The 14,701-nt window shown below is 64.1% G+C and carries 6 protein-coding genes and 5 pseudogenes; 5 read left to right on the top strand and 6 right to left on the bottom strand.

Annotation, left to right across the window (positions count from 1 at the left end; all coding sequences use genetic code 11):
• Positions 1-279, bottom strand: a pseudogene (locus AC5JJ1_RS27620) (IS110 family transposase); the annotation flags it as partial.
• 135 nt (positions 280-414) lie between these two features.
• On the opposite strand from AC5JJ1_RS27620, the pseudogene AC5JJ1_RS27615 reads away from it, so the two are divergent.
• Positions 415-2,027: pseudogene (locus tag AC5JJ1_RS27615) on the top strand (ISL3 family transposase).
• Between the two features lie 58 nt (positions 2,028-2,085).
• Here AC5JJ1_RS27615 and AC5JJ1_RS27610 read toward each other — a convergent pair.
• A pseudogene (locus tag AC5JJ1_RS27610) lies at positions 2,086-2,560 on the bottom strand (IS110 family transposase); the annotation flags it as partial.
• 615 nt (positions 2,561-3,175) lie between these two features.
• On the opposite strand from AC5JJ1_RS27610, the gene AC5JJ1_RS27605 reads away from it, so the two are divergent.
• The 4 genes and pseudogenes from AC5JJ1_RS27605 to AC5JJ1_RS27590 all read left to right on the top strand — a co-directional run bounded on the left by AC5JJ1_RS27605 (position 3,176) and on the right by AC5JJ1_RS27590 (position 8,744).
• Positions 3,176-4,513 carry a putative O-glycosylation ligase, exosortase A system-associated gene (locus AC5JJ1_RS27605; protein ID WP_495788332.1) on the top strand — a complete coding sequence of 446 codons (1,338 nt, stop codon included), beginning with the start codon at positions 3,176-3,178 and terminating at the stop codon, positions 4,511-4,513.
• Positions 4,514-4,712: 199 nt separating this feature from the next.
• Positions 4,713-5,957 (top strand): glycosyltransferase family 4 protein, encoded by a 1,245-nt coding sequence (locus AC5JJ1_RS27600; RefSeq protein ID WP_495788331.1) that lies wholly within the window; start codon positions 4,713-4,715, stop codon positions 5,955-5,957.
• Positions 5,958-6,133: 176 nt separating this feature from the next.
• Positions 6,134-7,226: pseudogene (locus AC5JJ1_RS27595) on the top strand (IS110 family RNA-guided transposase).
• A 367-nt stretch (positions 7,227-7,593) separates the two neighbouring features.
• Positions 7,594-8,744 (top strand): IS3 family transposase gene (locus tag AC5JJ1_RS27590; protein WP_495788330.1). Its coding sequence is split into 2 segments (ribosomal slippage): positions 7,594-7,867 and positions 7,867-8,744, totalling 1,152 coding nucleotides; the frame shifts between segments, so codons are not numbered across the junction.
• 391 nt (positions 8,745-9,135) lie between these two features.
• Here AC5JJ1_RS27590 and AC5JJ1_RS27585 read toward each other — a convergent pair.
• The 4 genes and pseudogenes from AC5JJ1_RS27585 to AC5JJ1_RS27570 all read right to left on the bottom strand — a co-directional run bounded on the left by AC5JJ1_RS27585 (position 9,136) and on the right by AC5JJ1_RS27570 (position 14,624).
• The gene (locus AC5JJ1_RS27585; protein ID WP_495788329.1) at positions 9,136-10,350 is read right to left on the bottom strand and encodes a TIGR04063 family PEP-CTERM/XrtA system glycosyltransferase; all 1,215 of its coding nucleotides are present in this window, start codon (positions 10,348-10,350) and stop codon (positions 9,136-9,138) included.
• 22 nt (positions 10,351-10,372) lie between these two features.
• Positions 10,373-11,623: a UDP-N-acetyl-D-mannosamine dehydrogenase gene (wecC, locus tag AC5JJ1_RS27580; protein WP_495788328.1), complete on the bottom strand. Its 1,251-nt coding sequence runs from the start codon at positions 11,621-11,623 to the stop codon at positions 10,373-10,375.
• Complete coding sequence (gene wecB, locus AC5JJ1_RS27575) at positions 11,616-12,722, bottom strand: non-hydrolyzing UDP-N-acetylglucosamine 2-epimerase (protein WP_495788327.1); 1,107 nt, start codon at positions 12,720-12,722, stop codon at positions 11,616-11,618. The genes wecC and wecB overlap by 8 nt, the downstream gene beginning before the upstream one ends.
• Positions 12,723-13,353: 631 nt before the next feature.
• Positions 13,354-14,624, bottom strand: a pseudogene (locus AC5JJ1_RS27570) (IS3 family transposase).
• Between the last annotated feature and the right edge of the window lie 77 nt (positions 14,625-14,701).

Here is a 14,701-nt window from a genome sequence, read left to right as displayed (position 1 = left end):
GGTGAAGCGGGTGATGTCGCCAAGCTCGGCGACCAGTGTCGCTGCCGCTACCAGCGCTATGCCGCGCAGGGCCTGTAGCGCCCGCACTGCCGGTGCCAAGGACCAGTCCGGCAACGCTGCCGCGATATGGGCCTCCAGGCGATCGCGCCGCGCCGTGGCCGCCTCGACCGCCGCGATGTAATCCTCCAGGACGAGGTGGTGGGCTGCTTGCGCGAAGCGCAGCCCGGCCAGCCAGCGTCGGTGCATCAGAGTTCAGGCCGGTCGGCTGTAGTGCTGGCCTGTAGCGGCTGGATGAATACTCCCCAGAAGTGCTGGCTGAAAATTGGTTCTCCCGCACTTCCCGTGCTGCGGGTCGTCGTTCCGCTGCAGGATGAGCACATAGGAGGAACCCTTTCCTCCTTTGAAGTACAGTTCTTGTCCAAGCGCCTCCTGCCGCTCATTCCGGCAGGGCTGCTGTCCAGCACATCCTGCCCTCCCCCGACTATCTCGCCATCCTCGTCACCCCGCGCCAGCCCTGGGCGGCTTGCCCGACCTGCGCCGCCCCCACCCGGCGGGTCCACAGCCAGTACGACCGCATCCTGAACGACCTGCCCTGGCAAGGACGTCCGGTGCGGCTGCACCTACGGGCCCGGCGTTTCCGATGCCTGCAGCCAGCCTGTCCACGGGTGACCTTCGCCGAACGGCTCGCCGACATCGCTCCGCCCGCGGCGCGCCGGACCGAGCGGCTGGGCGACCTGCAGCGCCATCTCGGCCTCGCCGCTGGCGGCGAGGCTGGCACCCGCCTCGCGGCGCGGCTGGCCATGCCCGCCAGCGCCGACACGCTGCTGCGGATGGTGCGGCGTGCGGGCGCCACGCTGGAACCCAGGCCAGCAGTACGGGTGCTGGCGGTGGACGAGTGGGCCTGGCGTCGCGGTCATCGCTACGAGACGGTCCTGGTCGATCTCGAGCGCAACCGGGTTGTCGACCTGCTGCCGGACCGACGGGCCGAGAGCCTGTCCACGTGGCTGCGGGCCAACCCCGGCGTCGAGATCGTCGCCCGAGACCGGGCCGGGGTCTACGCCGACGGCGCGCGCCAAGGTGCGCCCAATGCCGTCCAGGTCACCGACCGCTGGCACCTGCTGCGGAACCTCGGTGACGCCATCCATGCCGTCACCGACCGCCACCATGCCGCGGTCCAGCGCATCGGCCACGAGGTCAAGGCGCAGTTGGCAGCCGAGGATCCCCAGAGCACCCCGATCGTGGCTCCGCCGAACCCGGAGGCCCGCGGGGCCGAGGCGAGGCGGGCACGCCGGCAGGCCCGCTTCGACGAGGCGGTGCGGCTGCATGCGGCCGGCGCTTCGATCAGTGCCATCTCCCGGCAGGTCGATGCCGATCGCAAGACACTCCGGCAATGGCTCCACGCGGGTGCCATGCCGACCTGGCGCAGGCCACCTCGTGGCAGCCTACTTGATCCCTACCGCGAGCACCTGGAGCGGCGCTGGGCAACGGGCTGCTGCAACGCGGCCCAGCTGTGGCGCGAACTCGCCGCGCTGGGCTTCCCCGGCCGGCCTGCCATCGTGCGGGCCTGGACGACGCAGCGGCGCCGGGCTAGGCACAGCCCCGGCAGGGCGCCAGTCATGGCGGATGGCCAACCCTGGCGGCCGCCCTCCGGCCGTCGCGTCGCCCGGCTGCTGATGGCCGCCGCCAGCACGCTGTCCGCGCCCGATCGGCTGTTCGCCGCGCGGCTGCTGGAGGAGGTGCCAGTTCTTTCCACCGCGATTGCCGTCGCCAGGCGGCTCGTCCAGGTGCTGCCGCGGCACAGCGATGAGGCGCTCGATGACGTGCTGGCCGACGCGGCGTCTACGCCGCTCGCCGCCTTCGTCACCGAGCTGCGCCGGGACATCGCCGCCGTGCGGGCCGCGCTCGATCTGCCGTGGACCACTAGTCCGGCCGAAGGCCAGATCTGCCGGATCAAGATGATCAAACGGACAATGTACGGCCGTGCAGGCTTCGAGCTCCTCCGCGCACGCGTCCTACAGGCCGCATGATCCAGCAACGGCAGCACGGGAAGTGCGGGAGAACCAATTCCATCTCAGCATTGACATGGCCCTGCCGTAGCAGAAAGCCAGATAGTTGCTGGCGAGCCTGCCGGAGGGCACGCACGGCTGCCTGACGTGCCCGCACCAGGTCGCGGACGGCCTCAGGTGCCGGGTCTGACACCCAGACCGGGGTCAGCTCTTCCCACCCGGTGCAACCTCGCCAGCTTGGCTGCATCCCGCCGGTCGGTCTTGATCCGGTCACCCGGCTTGCGCGGGATCAGCGAGGGCGCAACCACGACGCAGTCATGTCCCGCCGCGCTCAGTTGACGCTGGATCCCGTAGCCGCACGGTCCGGCCTCATAGCAGAAGCGCAGCGCCGAGCCGGACTTCGCCAGCTTGCTCGCCAAGGCCTTCAGCGCCGTCGGGGTGTTGGCGATGGTGCCGTACTCCCTGACTTCGCCCCGCTTACCCACCTCGGCCAAGGCCACCGCAATCGTCTCCTTGTGCACGTCAAGGCCGATATAGGTGATAGGCTTCTCCATGACCCGTCCCCCCTATGCATGAGGCTCGGTGCTGGACTATCCGGCGCAACCCTCGCAACCTGCATACTGTGAGACGGGTCGCCCCTATCTCAGGCGGACATCTGGTCTAGGGCATGGAGGCGCTGCGATGGACAGACAAGCGCCACCCAGTTTAATAAAAATTCACCTGGCCCGTATCAGCAAACTCCAACCAATGCTGGACATGTTATATGGCAGCATAGCATATATCGGCTCATGCGCCAAAAGCTTGGACACCGTGAAGCCGCTCGTCGACGATATTTCGTACTACCAAGATTGGATCCACATAAAACCGAGCGCCATCAGCTGAATGCGGATCAATCTTTTCTATAGAACCTGGATGGGTATTCTTACGGCAGGCCGACTCACAACCTCTATCGGGTAAGTGCTGACCTGTATGTTCTTAAATCTGTCGTCTTATTACCGGCGGCCCGAGCGGGGCTGTTTCAGTATTTTGCGAAGTGAGGCGATCACTGTATGTTCATCCTGGTGAGGGAAAATTACCTCTGAAAGCAATGACGGTAAAGCAGCGTATCACATGCCGATTTAACGCTGGTGCAGCCTACAAATCTTAGGAATGGAAAGGAACCTCATCGGGTGCGGGACGCCGTTTTTATCGCTGCGATGCCAGCATTGCTGCTTCTGGCCATGGTACGCCCTTTCGTTGGAGTGCTGCTATGGTCCTGGATTTCCTTTATGAATCCGCACCGGCAGCTTTACGGTATCGGGGTTGAGCAACCTTGGGCAGCAGTGGTGTTTTGCGCGACGATCGTAGGCTGCGTGTTGGGGGGCGAGCCGCGGCGTTTTGTATTGAATTGGGTGACTGCACTCATGCTGGCGCTGATGGCGAGCCTCACACTAACCTCCTTGTTTGCCTTGGCCCCACCCGCCGAGGTCTGGGCTAAGTGGAGTCGGGTTGAAAAGGCGTTGCTAGCGCTGCTGCTGACCGCTGCATTACTGACTGAACGTCGACGGTTGCACGCGCTGGTATGGATTATGGTCATCTCCATTGGATATTACAGCGTGCGCGGCGGCATCTTCACAATTTTAACCGGTGGTCAGTACCGGGTTTATGGGCCCGAGCTGACCATGATCGAGGACAACAACCATCTCGCGGTAGCCATGCTGGTGACGCTGCCTTTAATGAACTATCTGCGTATGCAATCACAGCATGCCTTTGTGCGCTTGAGCTTGGCTGCTGTGATGACGCTGACGCTCCTCGCCGTAGTCGCTAGCTACTCCCGCGGGGCGTTGCTTGGTCTCCTCGCCGCAACCGGCGTTATGTGGTTGCGCACCCGCCGTAAAGTCGCTTCAGGTCTCGTCCTGGCCGTTTGCGTTGCTGCGGCAATAGCCTTCATGCCGGATGGCTGGGGGCAGCGCATGGAGACAATCGGCACCTATCAGGAGGATAGCTCAGCCAGCGACCGACTTACGATGTGGTCAAGCGCTCTCAAGCTTGCTTTGGACCGGCCGATGATTGGCTCCGGCTTTATGGGTCCCTATACACGGGAAGTGATGGATCGTGTGGCTCCGCTGGCACCAGCGCGCGCCGTCCACAGTATCTGGTTCGAGTTTCTGGGCGAGCACGGCTTCCCAAGCTTTTGCGTTTGGCTTGGCCTGACTATTGCCGGAGCAGCTTATACGATCCGCTTGACGCGGCTGGCCCGCAATCGGCCAGAGCTCGCCTGGGCTTACGACTTCGGCCGTATGGCACAGGTTTCAATCGTTGCATATTTGGTGGGTGGCACTTTTCTGTCGCTGAGTTATTGGGATTTTTACTGGACCCTGTTGGTCGCAATTGCCGGTGCGCATACGCTGGCTGTCGGCGAGTTGCAGCACAAGCGTGCTCCCTTTAACACAGCTGCTGCTATGCAATGGCGACAGGGTGGTGCGCTTGCAAAATCCTCGGCGACAGCGGCCGGAACGTTAAAATGAAAGCAGTCATGCGTCCATGGAGCTCTTTGGATGGACAGCCTCTACTTCCTCATCATGATTTTCGGCGTTGGCTGGCTTGCGCTTTGGAGCTGCCGGTCCGTACCTCCGGACCACGACCGCTTCTGGTGGCCTTTCACCATGAAGGAACACCAGGGAAGTTGGCCGGAGCCGGCTGCAAACACGGTGGAGAAACTATTTGATGACCGCCCTCGTCGGATCGATGCGCCCCATCGCAACTCCTGGCGCGGTGCCAGTGCTACAGCTACTGACCTTCAGCACCCTTTATCCCAACGCGGCGCGCCCCAATCATGGCGTGTTCGTCGAAAACCGGCTGCGCCACCTTCTGGCCACCGGTGAGGCTGAAAGCACAGTCCTCGCGCCGGTGCCGTGGTTCCCCAGCCGCGCTGCACTGTTTGGCGAATGGGCGCGGCATGCGGCAGCACCGCGATGCGAGCAACGGCATGGGATTGCCGTGCACCACCCGCGTTTCCCTGCCATTCCTGCCATTGGTATGTCAGTCTCGCCCTTCGTGCTTTATGGCGCCGCCGCCGTCGCACTCACACGGCTGATGCGCAAGGGCCTCGTCTTCGATGTAATTGACGCACACTATCTTTATCCAGATGGTGTCGCCGCGGTTTGGTTGGGTCGACGGTTCCGCAAGCCGGTCGTGATCACTGCGCGGGGCTCGGATACCAGCCTGTTGCCCCGCTATGCTGTGCCACGCCGGCTGATTCAGAACGCGCTCCGGAATGCCGACGGCCTTATCGCCGTGAGCGCCGGATTGAAGGAAGGTTTGGTCGCGCTTGGCGCGCCGGCAGAGAAAGTGACCGTGCTCCGCAACGGGGTCGACCTACAGGCCTTCCGCCCCGAGCCCGATCGCGCCGGTGCCCGGGCGGCGCTTGGGATAGGCCCCGAGCAGACGTTGCTGTCAGTCGGGTTTCTGATCGAGCGCAAGGGCCATCACCTAGTCGTCGAGGCACTGCGCGACTTGCCCGAACACCGACTACTCATCGTAGGCGAGGGGCCGGAGCGCATGACCCTGCAGGCGCTCGCCGCGCGCCTCGGCGTGGCGGAGCGGGTGCGCTTCCTCGGGGCGCAGCCCCATGCGCGGCTGCCGCTTTATTACAGTGCGGCGGATGCGCTGGTGCTGGCTTCGAGCCGCGAGGGCTGGGCGAACGTCCTACTGGAGGCGATGGCTTGCGGCACCCCCGTTGTGGCAAGCCCGGCTTGGGGCAGCCGCGAGGCGGTGACGGCGCCGGAGGCAGGCCTAGTAGTGGATGCGCTGACCTCAGCGGCGATCGCCGAGGGCGTGCGACGGCTGCTGGCCAATCCGCCCGAACGGGCGGCAACCCGGCGCTATGCGGAAGGCTTCGGCTGGGATGAAACGACGGCGGGCCAACTCACGCTGTTCCGGCAGGTGCTGGGTATCGACGCTTCGTCATAGAGTTCAAATCTCACCAAGGGTGGCATGCCAGTTTTCCAACAGATTCCGAAGCGTGCATCAAAGCTTTATGCAGACTGTATGTTCGTCGTCGCAGCGGTGGCTCGTCCCGCAATATGCGACGAGCGAGGGTTGCGCTGGATGGGCCAGCGTAGAGCCTCATGCATAGGGGACGAGCCATGCGGGACGGTAGCGAAGTCTATGTCGGCCTGGATACCTCGAAGCTGACGATCTCTGTCGCGCTGGCTGCGGCAGGACGCGACGGCGAGGTGCGTTTCTTTGGCGACATCGCCAGCACCTCCGAGGCGGTCGAGCGTCTGGTCCGCAAGTTGGCCGAGCGGCACAAGCGGCTGTTCTTTGCCTATGGTTGACGGCACTGCCGTCAACGGTCCGACCGGTTACGGGCTGCAGCGCCAAATCACCGCACTTGGCCACGACTGCGTTGTCGTTGCGCCGTCGCTGATCCCGAAGCGCCCGGGCGAGCGGGTCAAGACCAACCGGCGGGATGCGCTGACCCTGGCCAAGCTGCACCGTGCCGGCGAGCTCACGCCGGTTTGGGTTCCGGACCCGGGACATGAGGCCATCCGTGAGCTGGTGCGTGCGTGCGAGACAGCGATGGAGGACTTGCGCGCGAAGCGCCAGCATCTGCAATCCTTCCTGCTTCGCCATGGCCGGGTGTTCAGCGGTCGCAGCTCCTGGAGCCGGGCACACACGCGATGGCTGTGCGAGCTGCAGTTCGAGCACCCGGCCGGGTATCTTGTGCTGGCAGAATACCGGCAGGCCATCGCGGATGCTGAAGACCGATTGGAGCGGCTGAGCAAGCAGGTCGCTGAGCTGGTGCCCTCCTGGTCCATGGCACCTGTGATCGCGGCCTACCAGGCCATGCGCGGTGTCGCCCTCCTCACCGCGGTTACCTTCGTGGCGGAAAGCGGCGACGTGCGCCGCTTCGAGACCCCTCGACAACTGATGGCCTATCTCGGTCTGGTCCCCTCCGAAAGTTCGACCGGAGAGCGGGTCCGGCGTGGTGGCATCACCAAGGCCGGCAACAGTCGGGCGCGGCGCGTCCTGATCGAGGGCGCCTGGACCTACCGCTTTCCAGCCCGCAAGAGCCGGCTGCTGCAAGAGCGGCAAGCCAATCTGCCCAAGGCGGTATGCGACATCGCCTGGAAGGCCCAACTCCGCCTCTGCAGCCGCTATCGCAAGCTCATGGCAGCCGGCAAACGGCAGGGCATCGTCGTGACCGCGATCGCACGCGAGATGGCCGCCTTTTAGTGGGCGATTGGTCGTGCAGTAGAACCGCAGTGCACCGGCTGATCGACCGCCACAAACAGCGGCACCACCACCAAAGGAGGCCGGTCCAAACCCGAACAGCACATCCTGTTGCGCAGCGCTGGGGGCAGGGCCCCGGCAGGGGAACCCTCGAGCGAACTGTGTGGCCGACAACTGTCGACGCCCGCTGGCAGATCGAGGTAGCCCCGGACGAACACATGGGAATGCGGTAACCAACCCGCGCATCAGAGTCTGCTCACCGTCGTCTCAGCGGCTCTGCCTCCTGCGCTGCGCAACAGCTAAACGATACAACTCCGCGTGGACTTGCCTCGGAGAAGTGGAGAGGTCCCGATGACGCAAGAGGACCGTCATGAAGCAACAGCGACGGTTTACGAAGGCGTTTGAGGACGAGGCGGTTGGGCTGGTTCGGACGAGCGAGCGAACCGGGCGGGAGCTCGCGGAGGATCTCGGGGTAGGGCTTTCGACGCTGGTGCGCGGGCTCGGCCGCAGCCGGGATCGCGCGGCGGAAGCGCCTGGCGGATCGACAGCGCCGGACGTGGCGGCGGAGCTGAAGCGGCTGCGGCGGGAGAACGAGATCCTTCGCCAGGAGCGGGACATCCTGAAGCGCGCCACCGCTTTGTTTGCCCGGGAGGGAAGTCGATGAGCTTCAGGCTCGTTGACGAGGCGAAGAACGAGTTCCCCGTGCACCGCCGGTGCCGCGTCCTTGGCGTCAGTCAAAGCGGCTACTTCGCCGGGAAGCGGCGCCCAACCTGTTGCCGCCAACACGAGAACAGGGTGCTGCTGGCGCCTGTCCGGTCGGCCTTGGCGCTGTGCAACGGCACCTACGGCAGCCCAGGCATGACGCGCGAGTTGCGTGACGACAGCTTGACCGTGGGCCGCCGCCGGACGGCGCGCCTGATGCGGGAGAATGGACCCAGGGCGCGGCAGAAGCGGCGGTTCAAGCGGACAACCGACAGCCACCATGCTTGGCCAGTGGCACCGAACCTGCTCGATCAGGATGTCACCGCGGCAGGCCCGGATGAGACATGGGGAGCCGACATCTCCTACATCTGGACAAAGGAGGGCTGGCTGCACCTTGCCGTCGTCATCGACCTGTTCGCCCGCCGCGTCGTGGGCTGGTCGACCAGCGATAGGCTGCACCGCGATCCAGCCTTGGCGGCGCTACGGCAAGCGGTTGTCATGCGCCGCCCGGCAGCGGGGCTGATCCACCATTCGGACCGCGGGTCGCAAGCTTGTTCCCAGGACTACCAAGCCGAGCTCGAGGCCCTTGGCATCCTGATCTCCCTGTCCGGGCGGGGAAACTGCTTCGACGACGCCATGGTCGAGACATTCTTCAAGACGCTGACATCAGACCTCGTCCGGCGCACCGCCTTCGAGACGCGTGCCAGCGCCACGGCTGCCATCGGCCGCACCATCGATGGCTTCTACAACCCCATCCGGCGCCATTCCGCGCTCGACTGCACAAGCCCCACACAGTTCGAGAAAATGGCCGTTACCTGACCCAATGCCCCTCCACTAAAGCGGAGCAAGTCCAGCAGGTCAGTACAGGGTACGCGTATTCGATACGATGCTGACGACTGTCACGGCCTGACCGCTACGCCCCAGAAGTCAGAGAGGGATTGGGTAATTACGTTCTCCGCCCGCTCGGGATCAAGCGCGAGCTCGGCGTGACCCATGCTTGGCACATGCCACAGGCGGTGTTTTCCGTTTGCGCAGCAGGTCTGGAGCTGATCGCGGCGCCCACCGCCTTCGCAGGCACATACAGTCCCTGGTGCTTCTCAATCCACCCGCTCCTGCCGCACGCTGAGGCGCTACGCCTCTCGGCCTGGGCAATACGCGAACTATCAAGCCTCGTCGTATACTGGCTCCATCACCCATAAGCGTGCTGTCGTCAGTCGCGTCGCGGCGCTAGCAACCGCTCATAAACTGGCCGGTAATGGGCCGCGCTGGCTGCCCAGTTCCGTTCCGTTTCCACGAAGCGTCGACCAGCCTCCCGTATCGCTGGATGCCGGTGGACATCGTTCACCGCAGCTAGAACGCGCCGCGCCAGCGCCTCAGCGTCGTCAGCGGCGAATAGGTACCCGGTCTCGCCGTCGCGGATCAGCTCCTGGTGCCCCCCTACGTCGGAGGCAACTACCAGTCTGCGCTCGGCCATAGCTTCTAACGGCTTCAGTGGCGTGACAAGGTCGGTCAGCCGCATGCGGCGGCGCGGATAAACCAGCAGATCCACCAAGTCGTAGTAAGCTCGCACCTGGTTATGGGGGATGCGTCCGATCGAGCGAACGGCTTCCTCGAGGCCCAGTTGCCGAACCAGATCCTCCAGCCGCGCCGCTTCCGGACCGCCACCGACCAGCAGCACGGCCGCCTCAGGCCTCGCGGCCCGGATGGTCGGCAACGCTTGGATAAGCAGGTCGAGGCCTTCGTAGTGATAGAAGGAGCCGATGAAACCGAGCACTAAGCGTCCGTCCAATCCCAGGTCGCGAACCAGCGCTGGATCCCGTTCCCGTGCGCTGGAGAAGGCGCCAATGTCTACAGCATTTGGTATCACTATTAGTCGGTCCTCGGACACACCACGCGCAGCAAGTTCGCGCCGCATTCCATCGCAAAGGGTTGCCACAGCGTCAGCGCGTCGAAGCACGCGAGTTTCCAATGCCCGCGTTGCCCGGTACCGGAGGCCACCAGCTCGTGAAGTGCCGAGGTCGACCGCCGCGTCCTCCCACAGCGCGCGCACCTCGTAGACGAAGGGCAGCCTCGCCCGACGCGCCGCCCGAAGTGCCGGGAGCCCGGCCAGCACCGGCGAATGCGCATGCACGATGTCCGGCCGGCGCCGCGCGATAACCTCATCGAGACGACGCTCAACAGCGCGCATCTCCAGCACCTCGCGTGCCACCGGCTTGCCGGCGAGTAGTCCCGTCGGCTTCGGCGTACGGTGAAACTCCCACCCGTCCACCATTTCGACGGACGGCTCGCCCGCGTTGTGCCGCGGTGTGGTCAAATGCACCGTTTCCCAGCCCATCGCGCGTTGCGCACCGAGGATGCCGAGACTGCGATACACGTAGCCGCTCTGCAGTGGCAAAGAGTGGTCGAAGACGTGTTGGATCAGCATGGCCGCCCGTCCGTTCGCAGCCTTACCAAGCGCCCCGGGTGTCGATGACAAACTTATCCTTCAGCAAGTCACGATCCAGCTGCATGAAGCTCATATGATCAACCAGCAGCAGGACGAGGTTCGCGCGTTCCATAGCGCGGTCGAAGTCTTCCAGCTTTAAGTCGAGCTCGGAGAGTTCGGCAGGCAAGATGGAGATGTGTGGCTCCACCACCAGCAACTCGCCTACTCGCTCTTTCGCCAGGCGAGCAACGATCTCGACGGCTGGGCTCTCGCGAAGATCGTCCACGTCCTTCTTGTATGACAGGCCAAGGCAGGCGATGACGGGATGCTTCAACTCTGCCGCGCGCTCACGCACTTTGGCACAGACGAAGCCGGGCTTCGCATCGTTGATCAAACGCGCCTGGCGAATCAGATTTGTTTCGTTCGGATTTGTTGCAACGATGAACCATGGATCCACTGCGATACAGTGCCCGCCGACGCCAGGCCCGGGACTGAGAATATTCACGCGCGGATGCAGGTTTGCCATTGCGATCAGCTCCCACACATTGATGCGGAGCCTGTCGCAGATAATGGACATTTCATTGGCAAATGCAATGTTGACGTCACGGTAGGCGTTCTCAGTCAGCTTCGCCAGCTCGGCCGTGCGTGCATTGGTGACGCGGCATTCCCCCTGCACCACGATCTTGTAGAGGCTTGCAGCACGCTGGGCGCATTTGCGGGTCATGCCGCCGATGACCCGGGGGTTGTTGACCACCTCGTGCAGGATGCGACCAGGCAACACACGCTCAGGGCAGTGAGCCACTTGCACCTGCGCCATCTCGCCGGCCTGCTGCGGAAAAGTGAGATCCGGGCGCATCTCCGCTAGAATTGTGGCTACATGCTCGGTGGTGCCGACAGGCACGGTGCTCTCGACGATCACCAACGTGCCGGCAGACAGCAGGGGCGCAACAGCACGGGTAGCAGCCTCAACGTAGCCAATGTCGGGCCGCGCGCTCTCGCCGTGGCCGTTGAGCGGTGTGGGCACGGCGATGATCACGGCGTCTGCAGGTTCCGGCATAGCCGCCGCGCGCAGCTTGCCGTTCTCCACTACCCGGCGCACTAGAGCGTCGAGGTTCGGCTCACCGAAGTGCGGTTGTCCTTTGTTAATGGTCTCTACTACGCGTGGGTTCGTATCCACGCCAACCACCTCGATCCCGTTCTCAGCGAACACGGCGGCGGTCGGCAGACCAATGTAGCCCAGGCCGATGACGGAGATGCGGGTGAAGCTATGCATGCAGGAGCGCCTTGATGATGCGGGCGGCGGCTTGACCGTCGCCGTAGGGGTTGTGGGCAAAGCTCATCGCCGCATACGCATCTGGATCGTCGAGCAACCGGACAGCGCGATCGACTAGGCGCTCGGTGCTGGTGCCAACCAGCTCGACCGTCCCGGCCTCGACTGCCTCGGGCCGTTCCGTCGTGTCACGGGTGACCAACACCGGCTTACCGAGGGAGGGTGCCTCCTCCTGCACACCGCCGGAATCGGTCACAATCAGATCGGAGCGGCGCATCAGATTGACGAATGGAAGGTAATCAAGCGGCTCGATCAAGTGGATATTCGGATGGTCCCCGAGTGTTTCCCGCGCGACCTGCCGCACCACTGGGTTAAGGTGCACGGGGTAAACCACCTCCAAGCCGCCGCGGTCTGCGAGAACACGCAAGCCCCGAGCGACACGCTCAAGACCCCCGTCGATATTCTCACGCCGATGGCCTGTGACCAACACGATGCGGTGTGCTGGATTGAGGCGGGGCAACAGTGCGTCCAGCTGAGCCCGGCGTTCAGCATTGGCATCGAGGATGGCGAGTGCATCGAAAAGCGCGTCCGTTCCAGTATTGCCGGTAACGTGGACCCGGGCCGGATCGACGCCCTCGCGTAGCAGGTTGTCGCGGGAGGTTGTGGTCGGCGCGAAGTGCAGGTCAGCGATCCCGGTAGTGAGCTTTCGGTTCATCTCCTCCGGCCAAGGAGAGTACATGTTCCAAGTGCGCAGCCCCGCCTCAACATGCCCGACCGGCACGCGAGCATAGAAGGCGGCGAGCGCTGCCGCGAATGTAGTCGTGGTGTCGCCTTGCACTAGCACGCGGTCTGGCTTGGCTGTGGCGTATACCCCCGCCAAGCCCTCCAATGCCGCCGTCGTAATGTAGGTCAAGCCTTGCGCATTACGCATGATATCAAGATCGTAATCTGGTCTTATACCAAAAACCTCAAGGATTTGGTCCAGCATCTGGCGATGCTGTGCGGTAACGCAGACCAGCGGAACAAATTCTGGCGTTTCGGCCAACCGGCGCACGATAGGGGCCATTTTTACGGCCTCAGGCCGTGTGCCGAAAACCAACATTATTCGCTTCGATTTCGAAGCGTTGTGGGATTCCAACGGAATGACTGGCCCCTCCTACTGACGGCCGCCGATTTGCGCACATCAGGCCGCGTCGCTACGCGCCATACTGTTGCGCCTCACGAGAGCACCATATCTTAGCTGCAACGGTGGTGTCCAGGTCAAAGCATCGAAAATGGGACTGAATTACGATTTTGCACAGAGGCCAATGGGCCCTGGTAAAACTTGTGCTGAGTCCGATGGTGTGAGGGGAGAGTCTGCTCTAAACCTCTTTCCTCAAGAGTAGCAAGGTGAGCCGATCCCTGTAGCGCGACGATCTGGATGCGAGCCCGTATTGCCTCATCCGGAATGCTCACGAGCAGGATCCAGTTGCCTCATCCGCTACACCCGTTGCCTCATCACCGCTCTCAGCCATGGCCTCAGATCTGGCCCCAAACACCAGCTGGCGCGCCGCATCGCCTCGCTACTGCTTCAGCCGCCGCTGCAGGGTCCGCAGCACCGTTTCCGGGTAGCTGTCCTGCAGCTCGGCCTGGAAGCATGCCAGCAAATCCCTCAGGCGGTCAGCCAGGGAGAGGCACAGAACCAGCCGTGCAGCCGTGCCGTCACTTGAACAAGCGGGCTGGAGTGCACCCTGTTAGACCGGACACGCAGCTTGGGCGGTTGACTGGTGGGTAATGAACTCACGCGGCGAGAACATGCGCAAGCCGCTGTGGGTGTGGACTGCGTTGTAGTCGTTGAACGAGGCGGGTAGCTGCTGGAGGACAGAGAGGGCATCTGGGCGGGGGTTCACCCGGACGTAGTCGCGCTTGATGGTTTTGACGAAAGCCTCGCAGACACCGTTGCTCTCGGGGCTGCGGATTGGTGTGAAGCAAGCGACGAGGTTGAGCGCGGTGGCGACGTCCGCCGTCTCGCCTGCGGTGTAGGCCGAGCGGTTGTCGGCGAGCCACTGGACAGGCTTTGGAGCGCGGACGGCGTTGAACCGACGCTCAACACACTCCAGCATCATGTGGCGCATCATCTCGCCGCTGATCCCGGCGCCGATCGTGGCGACCCAGGCCATGACCTCGCGGTCATGGGTGTCGATGGCGAAGGCGACGCGAACCACCTAGCCGTTCCAGCAGGGGATCTCGAAGCCATCGGAGGCCCAGCGCTGATTCGAGGCCGGGGCAACGACGGTGCCCTCGTGGGCACGGATCGGCCGCCTATTGGTGTGCGGCTGTAGGGGGTCGGGGAGGCCTGACGCATGAGCCGGAGGACGCGCTTGCGGTTGATCGGCGGCTCGCCGGAGGCCCGCCTAGTGCAGTTCAGCAGGGCTGCGACACGGCGGTAGCCGTAGGTCGGCCGCGCGTCGGTGATGGCGCGGATCTCGGCCAGGAGGTCGTCGTCCCCGGCTCGCTGGTACGGGCCGCGGCGGCGCCGCTCGGGATGCCGGAGCTGATCCACCAGGTTCGACCGCGCCACGCCGAGGGTGTCGGCCACGGTCTTCACCGGGAACCGACCGGTGGTAGCGACGGCAAGCGCAACGCGAGTTTTTGGCGGGTCTGGTCTAGCGCCTCACGGAGGATCTCGGCCTCTATCGTCTTGCGGCCGAGCAGGCGTTGCAGCTCGCGGACCTTCGCCTCGAGCTCATGGACCCGGCTGGCCGGGACCACGTCCTCGTCCGCTCTGACAGCCTCGAGGCCACCCTCGGCCAGGCGCCGCCTCCATCCGAGCAGGAGGCTGGGAGGTTGAGCTCCAGAGGAGATCAACCCATGGAGCCGGGCGACGGCCGAGACCATCATGCCAAGCCGGGTCGTCTCCTCGACCAGCCGGCCGTCGGAGGCAGTGCCTCCGACCCTCGGCAGTGTAGCGCCTCCGGCGCTCCCGACCGGTGATGACTTCGACGCGCTCGACGGGCTTCGACATAGGCGCACGCCTAGGCTTCCACCTAGTGTTCTGACCGAGACAGAGGATTCCCTATCCGGTTGGGATGTGCGATCCGG

The sequence above is a fragment of the Belnapia sp. genome, from assembly GCF_059504005.1.
This window is presented reverse-complemented; position numbering and strand designations above follow the sequence as displayed.